The sequence below is a fragment of the Novosphingobium sp. BL-S-32 genome, assembly GCF_056857055.1.
This window is the reverse complement of record NZ_CM166477.1, coordinates 1,706,856-1,728,181: the sequence shown is the minus strand read 5'-3', so window position 1 is coordinate 1,728,181 and position 21,326 is coordinate 1,706,856. Positions and strand designations below refer to the sequence as shown.

Annotated in this window: 15 protein-coding genes; 7 read left to right on the top strand and 8 right to left on the bottom strand. The window is 63.9% G+C overall.

Features of this window, described 5'->3' with window-relative positions; genetic code table 11:
* The first annotated feature begins 49 nt into the window (after window positions 1–49).
* Window positions 50–1,690 (top strand): FAD-dependent oxidoreductase, encoded by a 1,641-nt coding sequence (locus AC1VVK_RS23995; RefSeq protein WP_482905675.1) that lies wholly within the window; start codon window positions 50–52, stop codon window positions 1,688–1,690.
* Window positions 1,691–1,707: 17 nt separating this feature from the next.
* The gene (locus AC1VVK_RS23990; protein ID WP_482905674.1) at window positions 1,708–1,989 is read left to right on the top strand and encodes a UBP-type zinc finger domain-containing protein; all 282 of its coding nucleotides are present in this window, start codon (window positions 1,708–1,710) and stop codon (window positions 1,987–1,989) included.
* A gap of 39 nt (window positions 1,990–2,028) precedes the next feature.
* Here AC1VVK_RS23990 and AC1VVK_RS23985 read toward each other — a convergent pair whose 3' ends face one another.
* From AC1VVK_RS23985 to AC1VVK_RS23960, 6 genes are all read right to left on the bottom strand, one after another.
* Window positions 2,029–4,491 carry an AMP-binding protein gene (locus AC1VVK_RS23985; RefSeq protein ID WP_482905673.1) on the bottom strand — a complete coding sequence of 821 codons (2,463 nt, stop codon included), beginning with the start codon at window positions 4,489–4,491 and terminating at the stop codon, window positions 2,029–2,031.
* A gap of 333 nt (window positions 4,492–4,824) precedes the next feature.
* Window positions 4,825–5,922, bottom strand: a complete 1,098-nt coding sequence (locus AC1VVK_RS23980) for an NAD(P)/FAD-dependent oxidoreductase (RefSeq protein WP_482905672.1) — start codon at window positions 5,920–5,922, stop codon at window positions 4,825–4,827.
* A gap of 1 nt (window position 5,923) precedes the next feature.
* Entirely contained in the window at window positions 5,924–7,012 is a 1,089-nt protein-coding gene (locus tag AC1VVK_RS23975; RefSeq protein ID WP_482905671.1) for a type III polyketide synthase, read from the bottom strand.
* Complete coding sequence (locus AC1VVK_RS23970; protein ID WP_482905670.1) at window positions 7,009–8,226, bottom strand: beta-ketoacyl-[acyl-carrier-protein] synthase family protein; 1,218 nt, start codon at window positions 8,224–8,226, stop codon at window positions 7,009–7,011. The genes AC1VVK_RS23975 and AC1VVK_RS23970 overlap by 4 nt, the downstream gene beginning before the upstream one ends.
* Entirely contained in the window at window positions 8,223–8,453 is a 231-nt protein-coding gene (locus AC1VVK_RS23965; protein ID WP_482905669.1) for an acyl carrier protein, read from the bottom strand. Before AC1VVK_RS23965 ends, AC1VVK_RS23970 begins: the two co-directional genes overlap by 4 nt.
* Window positions 8,450–8,866 (bottom strand): DUF2147 domain-containing protein, encoded by a 417-nt coding sequence (locus tag AC1VVK_RS23960; protein ID WP_482905668.1) that lies wholly within the window; start codon window positions 8,864–8,866, stop codon window positions 8,450–8,452. Before AC1VVK_RS23960 ends, AC1VVK_RS23965 begins: the two co-directional genes overlap by 4 nt.
* 195 nt (window positions 8,867–9,061) lie before the next feature.
* On the opposite strand from AC1VVK_RS23960, the gene AC1VVK_RS23955 reads away from it, so the two are divergent.
* The 4 genes from AC1VVK_RS23955 to AC1VVK_RS23940 all read left to right on the top strand — a co-directional run bounded on the left by AC1VVK_RS23955 (window position 9,062) and on the right by AC1VVK_RS23940 (window position 17,429).
* Entirely contained in the window at window positions 9,062–9,475 is a 414-nt protein-coding gene (locus AC1VVK_RS23955; protein ID WP_482905667.1) for a cupredoxin domain-containing protein, read from the top strand.
* Window positions 9,476–9,510: 35 nt separating this feature from the next.
* Window positions 9,511–10,182 (top strand): methyltransferase domain-containing protein, encoded by a 672-nt coding sequence (locus AC1VVK_RS23950; protein ID WP_482905666.1) that lies wholly within the window; start codon window positions 9,511–9,513, stop codon window positions 10,180–10,182.
* A 411-nt stretch (window positions 10,183–10,593) separates the two neighbouring features.
* Window positions 10,594–15,708 carry an MBG domain-containing protein gene (locus AC1VVK_RS23945; RefSeq protein ID WP_482905665.1) on the top strand — a complete coding sequence of 1,705 codons (5,115 nt, stop codon included), beginning with the start codon at window positions 10,594–10,596 and terminating at the stop codon, window positions 15,706–15,708.
* Window positions 15,705–17,429, top strand: coding sequence for a ShlB/FhaC/HecB family hemolysin secretion/activation protein (locus AC1VVK_RS23940; protein ID WP_482905664.1), 1,725 nt, complete (start codon window positions 15,705–15,707; stop codon window positions 17,427–17,429). The genes AC1VVK_RS23945 and AC1VVK_RS23940 overlap by 4 nt, the downstream gene beginning before the upstream one ends.
* A 49-nt stretch (window positions 17,430–17,478) precedes the next feature.
* Here AC1VVK_RS23940 and AC1VVK_RS23935 read toward each other — a convergent pair whose 3' ends face one another.
* Window positions 17,479–19,011: a DHA2 family efflux MFS transporter permease subunit gene (locus AC1VVK_RS23935; protein WP_482905663.1), complete on the bottom strand. Its 1,533-nt coding sequence runs from the start codon at window positions 19,009–19,011 to the stop codon at window positions 17,479–17,481.
* A complete protein-coding gene (locus AC1VVK_RS23930; RefSeq protein ID WP_482905662.1) occupies window positions 19,008–20,204 on the bottom strand; it encodes an HlyD family secretion protein in 1,197 nt (398 codons plus the stop codon). Before AC1VVK_RS23930 ends, AC1VVK_RS23935 begins: the two co-directional genes overlap by 4 nt.
* 122 nt (window positions 20,205–20,326) lie before the next feature.
* Between AC1VVK_RS23930 and AC1VVK_RS23925 the strand changes: the two genes are divergently transcribed.
* Window positions 20,327–21,271, top strand: a complete 945-nt coding sequence (locus AC1VVK_RS23925) for a LysR family transcriptional regulator (RefSeq protein WP_482905661.1) — start codon at window positions 20,327–20,329, stop codon at window positions 21,269–21,271.
* The last annotated feature ends 55 nt before the right edge of the window (window positions 21,272–21,326 follow it).

The window sequence follows — 21,326 nt, the reverse complement described above, 5'->3', positions numbered from 1 at the left end:
CGCTCCGACAGGGCATCCGGAACGATCGGAACCTCGGCAGGAGACTGGCATGAGCACGATCTCGACCCGCGAATACCAGATGTTCCCGGTGCTTGGCGCTGCCGAAGTGGCCGCCGCGCGGCGTTTCGCGAGTGGGCCGGAGCGCGTTTTCGCCCCCGGCGATGCGGTTTACTCCATTGGCGACCGCGATTCGCCCACCTGGCTGGTGCTCGCGGGGCATATCGAGGTCCAGCGCCGCGACGGGTTGAGCCGGGAAGCCCATGTCACCACCCATGGTCCCGGCCAATTCACGGGCGAGATCAACCAATTGGCCGGCCGTCCTTCGATCGCGGGCGGGCGGGCCGGACCGGATGGTTGCACGGCGATCCCGATCGATGCCGCGCATTTGCGGGCGCTGATGATCGGCTCGGCTGAACTGGGCGAGACGGTCATGCGGGCCCTGATCCTGCGCCGCGTGGGGCTTATCGAGGAGGGCGGCGCCGGCACGGTTCTGATTGGCGTACCGGGCAGCCCGGATGTGGTCAGGCTGGGCGAATTCCTGCGTCGCAGCGGTTACCCCTATCTCGTCCTCGACGTGAGCGAGGACGGCGAGGGCAAGGCGATGGTCGAGCGGCTGGGCGTGGATCCCGCGGAATATCCGCTGGTCGTCTGCCCGACCGGCCCGATCCTGCGCCGCCCGCGTGAGACCGATCTGGCGGCTTGCCTTGGCCTTTCCGCGCAGATCGACCCCGATGTAGTGAACGATGTGATGATCGTCGGCGCCGGTCCGGCGGGCCTTGCCGCCGCGGTCTATGCCGCTTCGGAAGGGTTATCGGTGGTCGTGCTCGATGCGCGTAGCATGGGCGGGCAGGCGGGTGCCTCGGCGCGGATCGAGAATTACCTCGGCTTCCCCACCGGCATTTCCGGGCACGCGCTGGCGGGGCGGGCCTTCAATCAAGCGCTCAAGTTCGGTGCGCAGATGGCGATTCCGGCCGAAGTGGAAAACCTGAAGCGGAATGGCGATTACCTGCATCTGCAACTCGCGGGTGGGCATGGCGTGCGGGCGCGCGCTGTGGTGGTCGCTTCCGGCGCACGCTACCGGCGCCTTGCGATTGAGGGACTGGAGCGCTTCGAAGGCGCAGGAATATCCTACTGGGTCTCACCCATCGAGGCGCGGCTCTGCGCGGGCGAGGAGATCGCTCTGGTCGGCGGCGGCAACTCGGCAGGGCAGGCCGTGGTCTTCCTCGCGCCGCAAGTGAAGAAGCTGCACATGATCGTGCGGCGCGATCTTGCCGATACGATGTCCCGCTATCTGATCGACCGGATAGCGCAGTTGCCCAATGTCGAACTGCATGTCGGCGCCGAAGTGGTGGCGCTGGAGGGTGACGTCGCGGGCGGACTGGCGGGTGCGACCATCCGGTACAATGCGGATGGTACGCTCCACCGGCAGGCCCTGCGTCACATGTTCCTGTTCATCGGCGCCGATCCCAATTCGGGCTGGCTGCCGCCGGGACTGGAAAGGGATAACCACGGCTTCGTCGTAACCGGGCAAGGCCATCTGCCGCTCGAAACGACGATGCCGGGCGTTTTTGCCATAGGAGACGTTCGGGCCGGTTCGACAAAACGGGTCGCCGCTGCGGTTGGAGAGGGCGCTGCTGTGGTTTCCCAGATCCATACGATGTTCGCCACCAATCGGAAGGCCGCGCCATGACGGAATGTTCGCACAGCATGACCATCAACGAAGTCACTCCCAGCGCCAAAGGCTGCGAAGAGTGCCTGAAAATCGGCAGCCGCTGGGTCCACTTGCGCCTGTGCCGCAGCTGCGGCCATGTCGGCTGCTGCGACGAATCCCCTCACCGCCACGCCCGCGCTCATTTCCGCGAAACGCACCATCCCATCATCGAAGGCTATGACCCGCCCGAGGGATGGGGCTGGTGCTGGGTGGACGAAGTCGAGGTCGATTTACCTGATCGGACCCCGCAATGGGGTCCGATACCGCGCTTCTACTGACCTTTCGCGCTTCGGAACAGCCAGCCTTGCTGGCGCAGTTCACCCGCGCAGCAAGGCGTCCTTGGGAATGCCACCGGCGTTCACCCTGCCCCGATAGGTGCTCAGGAATACGCGCACCTTGCGCTCTACCCAGTGGTATGAATGGGCAAAGGCAATGCCGAACCCGATGGCGACATAAAAGGCAATCCACGGCCTCGGGCCATGAAACAGCCGGATGACTATCGACCGGACTTGCGCATGGCTGAGATATATGAACATCGACGAGCCGGCGATCTCGGACACTATCGACTTTACCACCGAGGGTACCTTGATCGCGGTTCCAAAGAGCAGCAGCGCCGCGCCGCCTATGATGTAAGCGCTGGCCGAGGTGTAGCCGTGATGGACCAAAACAGCGGTGCTTACGATCACCATGGCCACGACACGGTTTTGACGATCCCGCGCACAGCCCATCAGCATGCCTGCGGCGACCGTCCACAGATACCAGATAGGTGTCCGATGATAGAGATAGTTCGTATCCCAGATCCGTTCGACCATCCAGCTTGCGATCGTCGCAATAACCACGAAGGCAGTGCAGAAAACCATGGGGCTATTCGTGATGGCTGCACGAATTTTCGAAAACGAAAGCATCACGGCCACTACGAGTATCAGCTGAATATATATTTCCGCGAAATAATAGTACGCGATATGATATTGGCTGGGGTCGAACCAGTTCGAGATCAGCAGCAGGGGCTTCAGTTCGAACGTTCTGGCCCAACTCTGCATAAAGGCGACGACCAGGATCGTCGGAATGGCGACGTTGAGCACGGTTCCGAAGATCGTATCGACTTTGCCGGTTCTGCTGATTTCCGGCCACTGAAAGCGGATTATACTATAGCCACCAAGCATGAACAGGAAATAGGCAGCGCCCCAATTCTTGCTGTAAATGAATGTATCGAGATGCTCGGCAACAATGCACAACATGAAGAATGCGCGCGTCAACGTGGAGGCGTCCAGCTTGCGCCATCCTCCTCGTTCACCGGTCCCCGCGCGCTTTTCCAGTTGTTCAATGGTCATCGATTCCCACCCGTCGGGCAGAGCACCGAAGCGCTCCTCAAGTCCGAGCGAAAACTGGATGTAGCTGAGGGAGTCTCCCCCCATGGTCTCGAAGCTGTCATTCGGCCCGATGCGTCGACCGGGGAAGAATTGCCGGAAGAATCCCAGTACGTCGCAAGGCTCTGCTTCAACCGCCTGATCTGAAACGGGAGCGGCGGCAGCAGCTTTGCCTGCCTCGACAAATTCATCGGCCAGAAGGCGGCGCAAGGGCTTGCCCGTCGCTGTCCGCGGAAGGGCCGACACGATCCTTACGTGCAAGGCATCGCCTGCAACAATTCCAAGCTCTTTCAGAGCCTCTGCCGAAGCAAAGTGGAGTTGATCGGTGGTAATTTCAGGCGTCTCTGCCGCCACCAGAATGCCTTCGCCGCGAAGTGCGTCAGGCACCTTGGTTACGACGATCTTGCCGCCTTGCCTCAGACTTTGACCAATGCGTGCCTCAAGTGTATCCGGGTTGATCTTTATACCGCCGACGTTGATCAGATCATCTGCCCTGCCGTCGTAATAAAGTTGGCCGTCTTTAATGTGGCCCAGGTCGTTGGTTTCCAGCCAGCCATCGGGGCCGCAAAGGTCCAGCAAGGCTTCGGAATCCAAGCGCCAGCGGGCAACGTGCGGACCGCGAATGCGGATGCGGCCTTCTTCGGATATGGCCACCTCGGTCGCGCCGACGGCCGTACCGACCGATTCCAGCAATTCGTCCGGAACTTCCGAGATCCGCAGAAAAGTGCTGCGGGACGCTTCGGTGAGGCCGTAGTGCTGAACGATCCGGGCATTGGGAAAGAGTTCACGAATCTCGCGTTTTTCAGCTGCGGACATGTACTGCGAACCGATTTCCATCCAGCGCAGCTTCTTGCCGGCGTCACCGATCACGGCCTTCGCCTGAAGCAATATCCGCAGCAGCGTGGGAACCGCAGACAGGGCGTTGACTTCGCCTGACTTGAGCATTCGCGATAGTTCGAGGGGGTCGAAACCGCGTGGCGGCAGATAGGCCTGGCCGCCCACCGCGCTGACGGCGCGTATGCGGGCAAAACCGAAACTGTAGTTAACCGGCACGCCGACATACTCGCGCACGTCAGACGTCAACTCCATCTGATTTATTATGCGTTCAGAGGCATCCGCGAGATTGGCATAGGTCAGGACAATACCCTTGGGTTTGCCCTCCGTACCCGAAGTATAGGTAACCTGAGCCGGAAGATCGGCCCGGATCAGTGGATGACCTGCAACAAACCAGCCACCGCCTTCTTCGGGGGTGATGCAGCGTTCGATGTCCAATCCGGTCAAGGTATGGGCAAAGGATTCGTCGGGAACGTTGACGATAAGCTGACGTGCTTCGTTGAGCGAAAATACGCTTTCAATATAGGAGAGAGAATTTCGCGTAATGAGCGCTACGGCTGTCAGCTTCTGGTGTTGCACTGTGGACCCCTCTCCGCTGATCTTCGGGCAATTTCAGTGAATGCATCACGAAATGTTCACGGCATCTGTCCATAAAATATGGCGACCCGCAGATTAAATCCGCCAATATTTTCACGCAAGTAGTGAGAAATGCCAACCGAGAAGCTTGGTCGGTGGATCGGGGTTCATTGATTGACCCGGAAGGATCTACGCCTTGCAAACCGCCCGGAAGCGCGAGTCCCGGAAGATCATCGGCCAGTTGCGCCAAAGGATGCGGAATGATGGCCCCGTTCTTCGTTGAGAGCCTTGGCTTTGTAGGAGTGCTGCCGTTGCCGCCTTCTCAAAAGAGTGCTGCTAGGCTTCGTTCCAGGCAGGCAGCCGCGTTGCATGGGCGGCGCGGGTAAGAAGAGGGGGGTGAAGGCGCGCCAGCCAATATGCGGCGAAGCGGAGCGCCGATGATTCCAGCCCGTTCTGAAGGACCATTGCTCGGGTAATCTGGCGGCGTGTCTGCGCTGCAAGCCGGCGATGATAGGATGCGGCATCCGCCGCCGAAAGGACGCATTGCGCGGCGAGAAAGGCGCTGCGCAGCGCTATGGCCATGCCGTCGCCAGTAAGCGAGGGCGTCATCGCCCAGCGGTCGCCCAGGCTCAGCGCCGGTCCTTCGGCGTGGTCGCGGGAGGGCAGGCCGTAAGTCAGGTTGGCGATCGCCACCGGCTTTTCGAACAGGGCATCGCCATCTGCCAGTATCCGTTGCAGCACGGGATTGCTTTCGAACCATCCGCGCACCGCCGCCCAGTCCCCGCCCAGCTGCGAGAACGTCTTGCGGCGCAGTATGAGGCAGAGGTTGGCCCGCCCATCCTCCACGAGCTGAAGGCCCGCGTATCCGCCGTCGAACAGTGCCAGCACGATGGTTCCCGCCAGTTGCCGCGCGGCTGCCGGCGTGAGGCGGTAGTGCATCTTGAAGCCGACGAAGCCGTCTTCGGCGCGGCCGGAAAGGACCACGCCCTGTTCGCGAACGGGTAGCTTGCCGGTGGCGAGCAGAACGTGGCGGCCTTCCCGCTCTCCACGCGTCGTGCGCGCGGTGCGTCCGTTTAGCTCCAGTACCCGCACGCCGCGTTCGACGTGGGCGCCATATGTCTCGGCTTTGGCGATCAGTGCTTCGTCGAGCGTGAAACGGCTGAGGCCAAGCGCCGTGAAGGGCAGGGCTGCCTCCACGTCATGGTGCCCTTGCACGACGCGGATCCGCTCGATCGGCGCGGCGCCGAGCGCAAGAGGATCGACACCCAGCTGGCGCAGATGGCCGACCGCCTCGATCGACAGGAATTCGCCGCAGACCTTGTGATGCGGGCCGGTCTCGCGTTCCAGCAGGCTCACATGTTTGCCGCCGCGCGCGATCAGGCATGCAGCGGCGCTGCCGGCAAGGCCTCCGCCCAGAATGAGGGCATCGGCCACCTCAATCCTCGATGGTGAAGCGGAAGCTTTCCGCCGCCATGCCCGGGCCGAAGGCCAGTGCCATGCCCGGACCTCGCGCCTCGTCCGCCAGCATCTTGGCCAGAATGAACATCAGCGTCGCGGACGACATGTTGCCCCGGTCGCGCAGGATGGACCGGGACGGGGCAAGCGCCTCGGGCCCAAGGGCGAACCCGTGCTCCACCGCGTCGAGGATGGTGCGCCCCCCCGCATGGACCGCCCATAGCGCGAAGTCCTCGGGCGATTGCCCGCGCAGCAGGCCATGCCCGTCGTTACGCATGGCATCTGCGGCGAGCGCGGCGGCAATGCGCGCGGGAACTTCGCCGCCGAGGTGCATGTCGAAGCCCTGATCCCGAATGTTCCAGGTGATCGCATCGGCGGTTCCCGGTATCGTTGCGGCCCGGAAGTCGTGCAGGGCGATCCCCCCGGGCTCGGCGGTGACCAGCGCCGCAGCCGCACCGTCTCCGAACAGGAGCATCGCGAGCAGGCTGGGCAGATCGTGGTTGCGCTGGAAATGGATGCTGCACAGCTCGATCGTCACCACCAGCACGCGCGCGGCGGGCTCGGAGCGGACGATATGATGCGCCAACCGCAGCGAATTGACCGCTGCATAACAGCCCATGAAGCCCACGACCGTACGCTCCACGCCGGGATCGAGGCCGGCCTCGGCCATGATGACCTGATCCAGCCCGGGGGCCATGAATCCGGTGCAAGAGGCGACGATGAGGTGGGTAATGCCTGCCTTGCCGATATCCCCGTCGAGCGCAGCTATCGCCTCCAGCGCGAGGCGGGGTGCGTCGCGCTCGTAGCGTTTCATGCGGGTGCCGGTCGAAGGCCAGGGGCCGCTGCCGTAGAACCCGCCGGTCTCCACGACCGTACCGTCTTCCTGCACCACCGGCTGGAGGAAGGAAAAGCGCCGCTCGATCCCGGAACGCGCGGCCATGCGCTCGAACACATGACGCGTGCGTTCGTCGGGAAGTTCCGAAGCGACGAAGCGAAGGAACGCGTCGTGCACCTCGAACGGCGGATTGGCCGTTCCGATACGGTTGATGCGGGCCACGGTGGATGTCATGCGCGCCGCCCCACCAGAACCGAATTGAGCCCGCCGAAGGCGAAGCTGTTCGATATCAGAACTTCCGGTTCAAAGACTTCGGGCTCGAGTACCAGCGGCAGGTCGCACTCGGGATCGGGGCCGAGGTAGTTGAGCACGGGAGGGGCGGCGCTTTCGCCAAGCGCCATCATGCCGATCAGGAACTCGATAGCGCCGGTCGCGCCGATCATGTGGCCATGCGCGGATTTCGTCGCGATCGCCCGATGGCGGGCGAGCGCGGAGCCGTAGACCCGGTGCATGGCGGCCGTTTCGGCCGGATCATTGAGTCCGGTGCCGGTGCCATGCGTCGATATGAGTGCCGTGGCCTCACCGGGAATGCCGGCATCTTCGTGCGCCGCGCGGATCGCGGCGGCAATCCCGTCGACATCGGGCGCGGTCATGTGGGCGGCATCGCTCGATGTGCCGTAGCCGGCCAGTTCGCCGTGGATGGTCGCGCCGCGAGCCCGAGCGTGGCGTTCGCTCTCCAGCACCAGCACGGCGGCCCCCTCACCGAGGACCATGCCGCGGCGATCGCGCGAGAACGGGCGGCAGGTGTCAGGCGCCAGCACGCCGAGCGATTGCCAACCGGCGAGCGAACCGCGCGTGAGGCATGCCTCCGCCCCGCCCGCGATCACGATATCGGCGCGTCCGGCGCGGATCATGTGCATGCCCTCGCCCAGTGCCTGGGCGGACGAGGCACAGGCGCCGGACAAAGTCAGGGTAGGGCCGTGGACACCCAGCAGCATGGACAGATGGGCGGCGGGCGCCGCGATCATCGAACTGGGAATGGTCTGGGGATGGGCCTTGGGCTGGCCTTGGCCGAAGAGCCGCTCGTAGGCGATTTCGACCGTGGTGTTGCCGCCGCTGCCGCACCCCAGCACGATTGCGGTCCGCTGCGCCAGTGACGGATGCTGCGCCAGCCCGGCATTGGCAACGGCTTCCAGCCCGGCTTCGAGGGCGAATTCGGAAAGCCTGTCGAGCCGCCCCAGTCGGCGCAGGCGTTCCGGTTCCATGGCCTTGAGCAACGGCGCTTCCCCCGCCGCTTCGTCAACCCACGCCGCTATGCCCGGCGGCGCCGATGGCGCGAGCGGACGGATTGCGGTGCGTCCCTCGCGCACGGATTGCCAGTTCGCGGCAATGCCGTAGCCGAGCCCGCTGACGCAGCCCATGCCGGTGATGAGGACGCGTTCGCTCATTGCGGCACGGCAACCCCGATGCGTTCGAACAGTTGGCGCAAGGTCATCTCGCGCGTGAGTTCCTCGGGCTGAAGTTCGATCCCGTATTGGTCCTCAAGCTCGAACAGCATGCTGACCAGATCGATGGACGAAATGTCGAGCGTGGCGAGCGTGGTATCCGGCTGGAGCTTTTCGATCGGAAGTCCCGTTTCCTTGGCCATCAGGGCCAGGATATCTTCATAGGTCATCCGTGTTTCTCCTTGAACCGGGTCCAGTGTTTGGTGCGGCAGGCGAAGAGGAGGCAGCCGGTCACGTCGAGCCTGCCGTCCTGCGCCAGATGGATGGAAGCACGATACGTGCGGCCTGCCTTCGGGTCATAAGCCTGACCGCCGCTCCACCCGTCCCCGCTTCGCACGAGGCCGGTCAGAATGGAAACGCCGACGAGCGGAAGGGCGCGGCGCGCGGGATCCGGATTGTTGATGTCGTGCGCGGGGGCCTTGGGATCGAGCACGGCTACCAGTTTGCCGCAAAGCGCGCTGCCGCATGGAGCGATTTCAACCACGCCAGCCCCGTCATCGGTGAGCCACCGGCCATAGACGCCCGTTTGTGCCGCAACCGTTTGCGGGGAGCCCAAAATTGCGAGTGCACACGCCATCGCCATGCATATGCCCTTCATCGCTACGCTCCCACGCGATACATTTCGGAGACTGCGCGCTTTCTCCGGTTCCGGCAAGCCCTGCGAAGGGGTAGATAGCGCTTCAACGCATGACCGAATGGTGAGATACCTTTGCTGGCCCCAGCCGGAAAGAGGGCCGGGAAAAGTTTGTGCGGTCAAAAGGATGCAGGAGTTTGGCACATGATTGTTCGTGATGGGATCGCCATCGGCGTATTGATGCTTGCTGCCGCACCGGCTGCCGCGCAAAGTCCGCCGGGCCCGCCGGACTGGTCCCACGCCGAGGTCGTCTCCGTGGAGCTTTCCAACTTCAAGTTCACGCCCGACAAGATTACGCTGAAGGCCGGGCAGGCCTATGATCTGCGCCTGCAAAACCGGGCGTCGGGCGGGCATGATTTCGCGGCGCAGGAATTCTTCGCGGCGGCGAAGGTGATGGACGCGGACCGTGCGAAAGTCTCGGGCGGCAAGATTGGGCTGGATGCCGGGCAGAGCGTCGATGTCCATTTCGTCATGCCGCACGCGGGAACCTACAAGCTGCGCTGCACGCATTTCATGCACAGCTCCTTCGGCATGACCGGCGAGATCGTGGTGCAGTGAACAGCCTGTCCGTCCGGTCCCGCCAGGAAGAGCAGATGGATGCTCTGGACCTTGACCCGCGTGTCTATGGCAAGGTCTTGCGCGATCTGGGGCGGGTCAATCGCTGGACTTTCACGGCGCATTCGACAACCGCCTTCCTGGCGCGCGCGCTTGGCGAGGGCAGGTCGTTCAGCCTGCTGGACGTCGGCTTCGGCTATGGCGACCAGTTACGCACGGTTGCGAAGTGGGCGGCGAAGCGGAATATCGCCGCAAGGCTGGTGGGGGTCGATCTCAACCCCGGGAGCGAGGGACTGGCCCGGGCGGCGACACCGGCGAGCCTCAACATCGACTACCGCACCGGAGACTATGCCGAGCAACCCGAACGCTTCGATTTCATCGTCAGCAGCCAGGTTGCCCATCACATGAGCGACGATCAACTGGAGCGCTTTGTGCGCTACATGGAAGCTGAGGCTTGCAAGGGATGGTTGATCTGCGACCTGCATCGCCATTTTTTCGCCTACCACGGATTTCCATGGCTGGCCCGCGCCATGGGCGTGCACCGCATCGTGCGCGAGGATGGGCGGCTCTCGATCGCGCGCTCCATGCGTCCGGGCGAATGGCCTCCCGTTCTGGCCAATGCCGGGATCGATCCCGAGGCTGCACGCATAGTCCGCCGCGCTCCTTTTCGCATTGCCGTCGAACGCGTGTTCCAACGCGCAGACCTATAGCGGGACGTTCCACGCAGAGCTGCTGAAGGCCATGCCTCGGGCGGATTGTGTCTCCGTTTCCGGCCATGCTTCGCATCTTTGAGCGCTTGAGCTGGATGGAAACGGCATCCCGTTCCAAGAATAGACGAAAACAGTAGTGTTCGAGAGAGGGTGCGCAGTTTGTCTGTTGCGCTCAATAATGACGGGTGGCGGGCGCTCATAACAAGTTTGCATCGAATATTATTACACTTCTGCGGCGAGTTAATCTGTTAGCTATATGACTATAGGGTAGACTCTCTCCAGATTTCATGTGCATACATGGAACTGATTTTGCTTACCGTACAATGTATCCTGGTTCAGGGTTTTCACTGATTTCGGGCGCGATCATTCTTTATCGTTTGCGCGGCCGGAAGCGATGGAGGCAGGTGCCCGATGACGCAGATGCTTCGCGCAAGGCAAGTGCTCCTTCTGGGGTGTTCGGTTTTCGCAGGATGCTCCAGCCTCGCTGCCCACGCCGCATCAGCAGGACCCGCAGGGGCCGTCTACGATTCGTCCACCATGGCCGTCAGCCGCAGCGGCACGGTGACGACCGTTACCCAATCGGCCCCGCGCGGCGTGGTGGACTGGGCGAGTTTCGATGTCGCCAGGCAGGAATCGGTCGTCTTCGCGCAGCCTGACGCGCAGTCGGCCACGCTCAACCGCGTCCATTCCGCCACCGCGAGTTCGATCGACGGCGCCATCACCGCCAATGGCCGCGTCATCATCCAGAACGGCAACGGCGTGGTGTTCGGCGGCAATGCCCGCATCGATGTCGGTTCACTGGTCGCGACTACGCTCAATGTCGACGAACGGAGCTTTCTCGATAGCGGCAGGCTGGTGCTGACCGGTTCGGGCGATTCCTCCGCGCAAGTGCGCAACTCGGGCCGGATAAAAGTCGCGGACGGGGGTTTCGTTGCGCTGCTGGGCGGGATCGTCGCCAATGACGGGCTGATTCAGGCCCGCCTCGGCTCGGTCACGCTGGGTGCGGGATCGGCGGCGACCATCGACTTTACCGGTGACGGGTTGGTGCAGGTGGCGATCACCGATCCGGTGACCCGCCGCCCCAACGAAGCTGGTGCGCTCGTGGCCAACAGCGGGATCATTTCGGCGGACGGCGGCAGCGTGGTGCTCAGTGCCCGGACCGCGCGGGACGTGATGGCCCTTGCGATCAATCTCGACGGCGTGGTGGAAGCGCGGAGCATTGGGACAAGCGCCGGGAAAGTGTCCCTGCTGGCGGGCGGCGGACAAGTGCAACTGGGCGCTGCCAGCCGGATCGATGCGAGTGGCATTGGCGGCGCAAGCGGCGGGCAAGTGGCGATCACCGGCACATCGGTAAACCTTGCCGGTGGCGCGCGCATCGACGCTTATGGTGAGGGGGCCGGCGGGACGATCCTTGTCGGCGGCGACTATCGCGGGCAGGGAACGTTGGCCCATGCGCATGACGTAACGGTCGCTTCCGGGGCATTGCTCGATGCGTCCGGTGTCGGGGGCGGCGGAAAGGTCGTCGTCTGGTCGGATGGGGCGACTCATTTCGATGGCCAGGTGCTGGCCGGGGCCACGGGCAAGAATGCCGCCGGCGGCCTTGTCGAAACCTCCAGTTCGGGCCTGCTCGACATTGGCGCCAATGCCGCGGTCTCGACCTATAGCGCGCTTGGCATGACGGGCACATGGCTGCTCGATCCGACCAGCCTTGCCATCGTTGCCAGCGGCGGCTCCGCCTCCACACCGGACGAGGCGAATGGCGCGGTCGGGCTTTCCTCGATCAATGCCTCCACGGTCGTTTCCGCGCTGGCGTCGAACAGCGTGCAGCTGGTCGCTGACAACCTTATCACCGTCGATGCGCCGATTGTCGCGACCACTCTGGCCGGATCGCCCAACGGTCTGGAACTGATCACCACCGGGCCTGACAGCGAAATCCACGTCAACGCGCCCATCCTGTTGCAGAACGGCAATCTGGCCTTGCGCGCCGAAGGCAATATCCTGCTGGGCACCGTGGGATCGGCCGAGACAGACTTTACCCGGCGGGCGATCATCGCCACCGGTAGCGGCACGCTGTGGATGCAGACCCGCTCGACCGGCAGTATCATCCAGGCCGACAACAGCGCGATCCTGGCCGAGAATATCGGCGCGATCGGCGGCACGGTGAGTCTGGGCAGTTGGGACAATTTCACGCTGAACCTGGCCGGTTCGGCGCGGAGCGGCACGTTCCTGTTCCGCGAGACCAATGCCTCCAACACCAGCCCGGTCGGCATCGTGGTCGATCCCTTCACACTCCAGACCCTGAGCGGCGTGGAGCAGACCACCACCGATCTGTTGCAAACGCAGGAGTTCACTTCGACGACCGCCCCAACTGGGCCGGTGGACGAGGTGCTAAATCTGGCGCTTACCGGGGCGCAGGCCGGGCAGACGTTCGACACGCTGGTCTTCTCCGCCTTGCCCTATCAACCCCTGCCGGGGAACAGCAACCAGCCCGATCCGTCGCTCACCGATTCTTCCGACTACGGCGTGCGCTCGCTGACTTATTCGATTGGCAGCAGCGCCTACACGGTTGCGCCCGAAACGACTGCCGCCAACCGCCCGGCCGGCTTCGCACTCGCGGCAGCGGGCGGTTCGGTGGTGACCTGGACCAACCCGGTCTACACCACGGCCGCATGGGGCGTTGAGGGTTTTTCCGGCGTTGGCGGGACCGATCCCGAGGAAATCGGCTATCACCCCCAGCAGAGCATTTCCGAAAACCTGATCGCCTCGCTCGGCGGGGCTACCAGCAGCGTGACGGCCGCGCTCCGCTTGTTCTTCGCGCCCGATTTCGGTGTCCAGTTCGCCGAAGCCGCGCAAGTCCAGTTCTATCGCACGACGACTACGCCCGGCACGGTGCAGATCCGGCAGGCCTCGCTCAGCGGCACCCCCAACCCGGTTTCGCGCGAATATGGGGATGCCAATCCGGCGTTCTCCTTCCAGGGAAGCGGCCCAATCTTCCTCGGCGTCGATCAATACGTCGCCAGCCAGATCAGCGGCTACGAGCTGCCGCTTCCGACAATCTCCACCAGCGCGACACCGACGTCGCCGGTGGGCGACTATCCACTGGTGGTGACACCGCCGCCGACATCCGGGTTCGTCTATGACCGCTACACGTACGATTTCAGCAACGGCACGCTGACCGTCATCCCCGCACCGCTGTCGATTGTCTCGGACAATTTCCTGAAGACCTATGGAGACGCCGATCCCGAACTGACTTTCGGCGTCACCGGCCTCAAGAACGGGGAGAGCGCGGCTACCGTGCTCAGCGGGGCGCAGGGGCGGACGGCGGGCGAAAACGTCGGCCATTACCCCACCAATATCGGCTCGCTGGCAGCCAACACCAACTACACCATCGTCTCTTACACGCCCGGTAATCTGGAGATCGTGCCCCGTCCGCTGACCCTGCTCGCCGATAGCGACAGCCGGTTCTATGGCGACACCAATCCCGGTTGGATCGCTGCCGGCCAGAACAGCCACTTCACGCTCACCGGATTCGTCAACAACGATCAGACCAGGACAAACCTGAGTTCGGTGGATTTCGCCACGACGGCCAACGTGCTCTCATCTGTGGGCGCCTATGCGATCACGCCGTCGAACGGCGTGCTGACCGGCGCGGCGGCGGGCAACTACGTCCTCACCTATGCCGATGGTTCGCTGTTGATCGATCCGGCGCAGTTGACGGTTGCGGCCAACAACCAGAGCCGCCTCTTCGGCGAAGCCAACCCCACGCTCACCGCGACGACGACCGGCTGGAAGAACGGCGATCAGGTGTCCAACACGATGGTCGCCTCGCTCTCCACACCGGCCACCGAACTGTCCAATGTCGGGACTTATGCCATCACGGTGGACAGCGCCGCGATCAGCGGTCCCGCCGCCGGCAACTACGTCATAGTCCGGCTGCCCGGCACGCTCTACATCACCGCCGCCCCGCTGCTGCTGGTCTCGGCGGACGATTATTCGCGCATCTACGGCACCGCCAACCCGACTTTCACCTATCAGGTGGCAGGCTGGCGCAACAACGACGAGCAGAACAACAGCGTCACCGCATCGCTCGCCAGCGGCGCGACGATCGCATCCGGCGTCGGCAACTATGCAATCACCGTCTCCAACGCCGCGATCGTCGGCCCTGCCAGCGGCAACTACACGATCCAGACGCAGGACGGCGTGCTGACGATTACCCCCGCCCCGCTGACGGTAACGGGCGGTCGTTACAGCAAGATCTACGGCGAGATGGACCCGCTGTTCTCCTATGCCGTGGAAGGCCTGCGCAACGGCGATGCCGCGGCAGCCGTGCTGGCGGGGGCGATCAGCCGCGCGGCGGGTGAGAACGTGGGCAATTACGCGATCGGACAGGGCACGCTCGGCCTGACATCCGCCAATTACATCCTCCGCTATGTCGACGGAAAACTGGCGATCACACCGGCCCTTCTGCATGTGACCGCGCTGGATGCCACCAAAGTCTACGGCACGTCCGATCCGGCGCTGGGCTTCACGGTGGACGGACTGAAGTTCGCGGACACCGCGGCCTCGGTTCTTTCCGGCGCGCTGGCCCGCGATCCGGGTGAGGATGTCGAGACGTACGCCATCCGGCTCGGCTCGCTTGGGCTTATCAGTGCCAATTATACGCTGGGCTTCACCTCGGCCGATTTCACCATCACGCCTGCCCCGTTGCTGGTGACCGGAGGGACGTTCAGCAAAGTGTACGGCACGCCGGATCCCCGGTTCACTTATACGGTGGATGGCCTGCGCAACGGCGACATGGCGGACGCCGTGCTGAACGGCGCGCTCGACCGCGAGCCGGGCGAGGATGTGGGCAACTATGCCGTGCAGCAGGGCTCGCTGGGGCTTGCGACCCGCAACTATGTGCTGACGTATGTGGACGGCGTGCTGGGAATTACCCGGGCCAGACTGATCGTTACGGCCGATCCCAACGGCAAAGTGGTCGGCGAACCCGATCCGCTGCTGACCTATCGCGTGGACGGCCTCAAGAACGGCGATTCCATCGACGTGGTGACGGGCCAGCTCCTTCGCGATCCCGGCGAGGACATCGGCACGTTCCCGATCCGGCAAGGCAATCTGTCCCTCCTCAGCGGCAATTACGAATTGCAGTTCGTGGAAGGCCTGTTCACGATCGTTCAACGCCCTGGCGGTCTGGATACGCTCACGGCGCAATCCTACGATCCATGGCGGATCGACTATATCCAGCGCGGCCGTGATCCGGATACGCCGGGAGACGCGGTCTATCGCACCACGCGCTATGAAAATCCCTATATCCCCGATCCGCTGATGCGCAGCTATGCGCTGGGCTATGTGATGATCGAGAACGGCGCCGCCTCGACCGACTGGCGCGCGGTGGACAACGATCGGACCGGCCAGCATGCCGACCGGCGGCCCGAGGGCGCGCCGCCCTGCGCGGCTGCATCGCTGACCGACGCCGTGGCCTGCCAGGCCCAAGGTTTCCTCACGGACTATTGGACGACCCGCAGATGATGCCATTTGTCCGCACGTGCGGCAGCGCCGCGTTCGCGCTGTGCTGTCTGGCGCCCACCGGCGGTGCCTTCGCGCAAGCTCTTCCGGGCGCTGCGCAAGTGCCGCAGGCGCAGCGGCGTTTCGAGCCGCAAACCCCGCCGCAGCGTGACAATGCGCAGGAACTGCCGCCCCCGGTCTCGCCTACGGCCCCGCCGCCCGGTGCCGAGCAGGTGCGCTTCGTATTGAAGGACGTCTCGTTCCCCGGGATGACTGTTTACACGCAAGAGGACCTGAAACCGCTCTACACGGACCTGATCGGCCGTGAAGTGGCCCTGAGCGACCTCTACGCGCTGGCGGAAAAGATCACGGCCCGTTACCGGCGCGACGGCTATCTGCTCGCGCTGGCGGTGGTGGAGCCGCAGGACATTTCCGACGGCCGCATCTCGCTGCGCGTGGTCGAAGGCTTTATCGACAAAGTGGAGTTCAGCGGCACGCCGCCCCGTCCCGAGCGGCTGTCACGCAACCTTGCCGCCAATATTTCCGGCTCGCGCCCGCTGCGTGCGCGGGATCTGGAGCGCAATGTGCTGCTGATCGGCGACATCCCCGGCATCAACGTCCAGAGTGTCCTGCGTCCGTCGTCCACCACGTTCGGCGCCGCCGACCTTGAAATCGTGACGCAGCGGCTGCCGTTCGAGGGTTTCGTCAGCTTCGACAACCAGGGGTCGCGCTTCCTTGGCCCTTATGCGCTGTCGGCGGGTGTCAGCGCATACGATCGGCTTGGCATGGGTGAGCAGCTCGACCTTACCGGCGCGGGCGATATCGTCGACAAGACCATGTTCTACTTTCAGGGCGCGCTTACCCTGCCGGTCAATCGCGGCGGGCCCTTTGCCGGCAACACCATCCAGTTCGCCGCGCAGTACAGCCAGTCCGAGCCCGACCTGCCTGAGGAAGTCTTCCCCTTCCACACCCGCAGCGACAATTTCGAAGGCCGGATCACGTTCTTCCAGCCCATCATCCGCTCCCGCACGGACAACCTCTCGGCCCGCATCTCGCTGATCTGGCGCGACCTTGAAAACCGCGTGACCGACCTGCCGGACGACATCCGCAATCCCACGCGCGAACATGTCCGCATGATCCAGCCACGCTTCACCTATGACGTGGTGGACGGCACGGGCGCGGTCACCATGCTGGACGTTCTGTTCAACATGGGGCTGAGCGTTCTGGGATCGAGCGAGCGCGACGATCCGCGACTGGTCCGCGTGAACGCCGATGGCAACTTCTTCTACATCAGCGGCAGCCTTGCGCGCCTGCAACCGGTTTTTGGGCATTTCGCCGTCTTCGGCCAGATGGACTTCCAGTGGAGCAACGATCCGCTGCCCACCACCGAACGCTTCGGCGTCGGCGGCCCGCGCAACGGCACCGGCTATCCGCCGGGCGCGATCACCGGGGACAGCGGCCTCAGCGTCCGGGGCGAACTGCGTTATGGCCACGAACTCTCCAACAAGTGGCTCACCGGCTTCCAGATCTACGGCCGCTACGACTACGGCTTCGCGTCCGATGTGACGAAGAGCCCCTATGACTGGAACGATCTCTCCACCATCGGCCTCGGCCTGCGCCTCAACCTGCTTAAGGCGCTGAGCTTCAATCCCGAAGTCAGCCACCAGCTAACCGGCGATCCGGCCGACTGCCTCAACTGCCGCCACGATACCCGTTTCCTGTTCAACGTGACCCAGCGATTTTAGGGACCGATCGTAAGATGCCGGGCGGACCGGCATGGGTCATGTCCTATCGTCAATCCATGTGAACGGCGGGCGAACTGCCTGACGGTTTGGTTGGGCGCATCAGTAGGATCAGCGGCAGCAGCACGAGCCCGGTGATGAAGAGCAGGTGGAACGTATCGATGTTGGAAACCATCGATGCCTGCCGGGTGATTTCGGCATTGAGGCGCAAGAGGCTGGTCGCCGAAGAGAAATCCACATCGGGCATCGCCTGCGCCAGCTGGGCATTGTCCGGCCGCACGTTTTCGACAAGCCGCGCGTGAACCACTGCAGCGTTGCGGATCGTGATGAACTGAAGCACCGAGATGCCTACGGCCGAGCCGATGCTGCGGATCAGCGTGAACATGGCCGCGCCTTCGTTCCGCATCGCCGGGCTCAGGGTGGCGAAGGCAATCGTCGAGAGCGGCACGAAGATGATGCCGGTTGCCATGCCTTGCAGGAACCCGGAAACGACGATCATCTGCTCGTCCATGGCGAGCGAAAAACCGCTCATCATATGGGTTGACCAGGCTGCCAGCGAGATGCCCACCGCCAGCAGGATACGCGGGTCGACGAAGCGGACGACGGAGCCTATCAGCAGCATCGAGATCATCGAGCCCAATCCGCGCGGCGCCGTCACCAGCCCGGTGTGGATCACCGGATAGTGCAGGAGTTGCTCCAGCATCGGCGGCAGCAGCGCCAGCACGCCGTAGACGAGCACGCCGATGAAGAAACTGAAGACCAGAGCGGATGCGAAGTTGCGATCGGCGAACAGGCTCAATTTGATGAACGGTTCATCGGCGGTGAGGGTGTGGACCAGGAACATGCTGAAGAACACCGCCGCGCCTGTCGCCTCGATGCAGATCTCCGTAGACGAGAACCAGTCGAGCTGCTGGCCGCGATCCAACATCAGCTGGAAGCAGGTGAGCGTCAGGGCCAGCAGGGTGAAGCCCAGAATGTCCAGCCGCACGCGGCTCGACCGCGTTTCGCCCAGAAAGACGAACAGGCCCGCAAAGGCGATCATGCCGATCGGCAGGTTGATGAAGAATACCCAGCGCCAATCGAAATTGTCGGTCAGCCAGCCGCCCAGAGCAGGGCCGATGATCGGCCCCAGCACGGCGCCCATGGCCCATATCGACATCGCCTGACCATGCCGTTCGGGCGGGTTGATGTCGAGCAGGATGGCCTGGCTCATCGGTACCAGCGCGGCACCGGACAGCCCCTGCAAGAGCCGGAAGGCAACCAGCTCGCCCAGGTTCGAGGCTATGCCGCACAGGCCCGAGGCGATCACGAAACCGGCAAGCGACCACAGCATCAACCGCTTGCGACCGTAGCGGCCAGCGAGCCATCCGGTCAGCGGCGTGCCGATGGCGGCGGCGATGATGTAGGAGGTCAGGACCCAGGTGATCTGATCGCTGGCCGCGCTGAGACTGCCCTGCATATGCGGCAACGCCACATTGGCGATCGTGGAATCCAGCGAATTCATCATCGAGGCGACCATCGTGGAGGCGGTGATGAGAATGCGCGTGGTGCTGTCCGGGTAGGCCTGACCGGCGTCCGTGCTCATCGCTGGGCGTGGGGCCGCGAGGTGGTATCGGGGCCGAACAGGTGGCGCTCATGGCCGGTGTCGACGGTTACCGTGGCGCTGAGTCCTGCCTGCATCGGCACGTCTTGCGGGACCCGGTCGAGCGCGATCTCCACCGGCAGGCGCTGGACGACTTTCACCCAGTTGCCCGTGGCATTCTCTGCGGGCAGGACCGCGAAGCGGCTTCCCGTTCCCGGGCTGAAGCTGGCGACATGGCCCTTGAGCCGGACGTCGGGAAACGCATCCACGGCAATGGTCACGGGCTGCCCCTGACGCATGTAGCGCAGTTGGTCTTCCTTGAAGTTCGCCTCTACCCACAGGCGCGTGGCCGCCAGCGAAAAGACCGGCTTCCCGGCGGTGACGGCGCTACCGGTCTGCAACTGGTCGACCTTTGTCACGACGCCGTCCTGCGCGGCATGAACGGTCGTATAGCGAAGGTTGAGCCGGGCGCGCTCCAGTGCGGCTTCGGCACGCCGGACGGCGGGCTGCGTCTGGTCCGCCGCATCGACCGAACCCGAGAGCGAGGCTGCAACGGCGGCATTCTGCTGCGTCGCGGTCTGGATCGCCTGTTGGGCAGTCCGCAGCGCGAGCAGCGCCTGATCGTACTGGGCCTGACTGGAAATGCCTTCCCCCACGAGGTCGTGCTGGCGCTTTGCTTCCCGGTCGGCAAAGAACGCGCGTTGCCGGGCCGTCGCCAGTTCCGACTGGCCCTGCGCATAGTTCGCGCGCAGCCGGCGGACCTCGGCCACTTCGCCGGCAAGCTGCGCCTCGGCCTCGGCCACGGCGGTCTGGTAAGGCGCCGGATCGATGCGGAACAGCACGTCGCCCTTGTGAACGAACTGGTTGTTGCGAACCGGCACTTCCACCACTTCGCCCGAGACTCTGGGGCTCACCGCCACGAGGCCGGACTGGAGATAGGCGTTCTCCGTTTCCTCATACCGGCCGCCGCCCAGATAGATCATCGCGCCGGCGATCACGGCGGCCAGAGGTATCAGGACCAGCAACGGCTTGCGCACGCGCCGCAGCCATCCCCCCTTGGCCTGCTCCTGCTGCCCCACCCGTTCTTGTCGAGGTTGCTCCACTTGCGCCTGTCCGGGCGTTGAAACGGTATCGCCGGACCATTCGTCGCCCAGTACATCGTGCCCTTCAGCCGCGATTGATGGCTCGTTTCTCAATCCGTGCTCTTCCATGAAGCATACCTGTCAATCGCCCCCGGCAACTCTCCGGAGCGGTCAGGTAGCGCAGGCCAATTTATTAGCCTAGTGAACATTATTTCTGAACAGTATGAATAGCACTCATGACGAAGCCCGATCTGAATCTGTTTGCGGTATTCGATGTCCTCTTCGAACTGCGCAGCGTGACGCGCACCGCCGACAGGCTGGGCCTGACCCAATCCGCCGTCAGCCATGCGCTGCGGCGCCTGCGGGAATTGCTTGGCGATCCGCTGTTCGTGCGGACCGGCGGAACCTTGCAACCCACGCCGCGCGCCCGCGCCATGGCTCCCGCCATCCGCGAAGGGCTGGCACGGCTGGGCGAGGCTGTCCTGCCCAGCGGTTTCGATCCCCGGACATCGAACCGCACGTTCACCATCGCGGCGTCGACATACTTCTGCGCCTCGCTGATCCCGGGCCTGATCGCGGCAGCCCGCAAGCATGCTCCGGGGGTCACGTTCCGCGCCATGCCCATTCGCACGGACTTGCTTGGCCTGCTGGAGGACAGCACGGTCGACCTTGCGCTGGGGGCCTTCACGCGCCTGCCCGCGCGCATCGCGTCCCGGACCCTGCTTCGGGAGGAACTGGTCTGGATCGCCGCGCAGTCAAATCCGCTGGTTGCCGCCGGGCTCACCCATGCGGAACTCCTCGCCTTGCCGCACATCGGCTTTGACCCGGTCCGCACTTTCGCACCTGCCCGTTCGGCCGGGGACGACAGTCTGGAGACGCCCTACCTTCCCGAGCAGACAATTCCTGCCGAAATCCACGGCTCGGACCTGACGCCTGCGATTGTCTACGATGTTTTCACGGCGGTTGCCGTGGTGGCGCGATCCGATCTCATCGCGCTCGTCCCGCGCCAGCTTGCTCTATCCGAACAGAAGCGCGCGGGGATCGCCATTCTGGAATCGGCCGAACCGGGCATCGCCATCGAGATGAGCATGATCGCACGTTCGCAATCCACATCGGATGCGGGTCTGGAGTGGCTGAAAACCCTTGTCGAGCAACTGGCCTGCGAACTGCGAGGCGGCTGACGAAACTGTAGCCCGCCGCCCGATGCCGCCGGGGAGGGTTGCAGTTTCGCGGCGC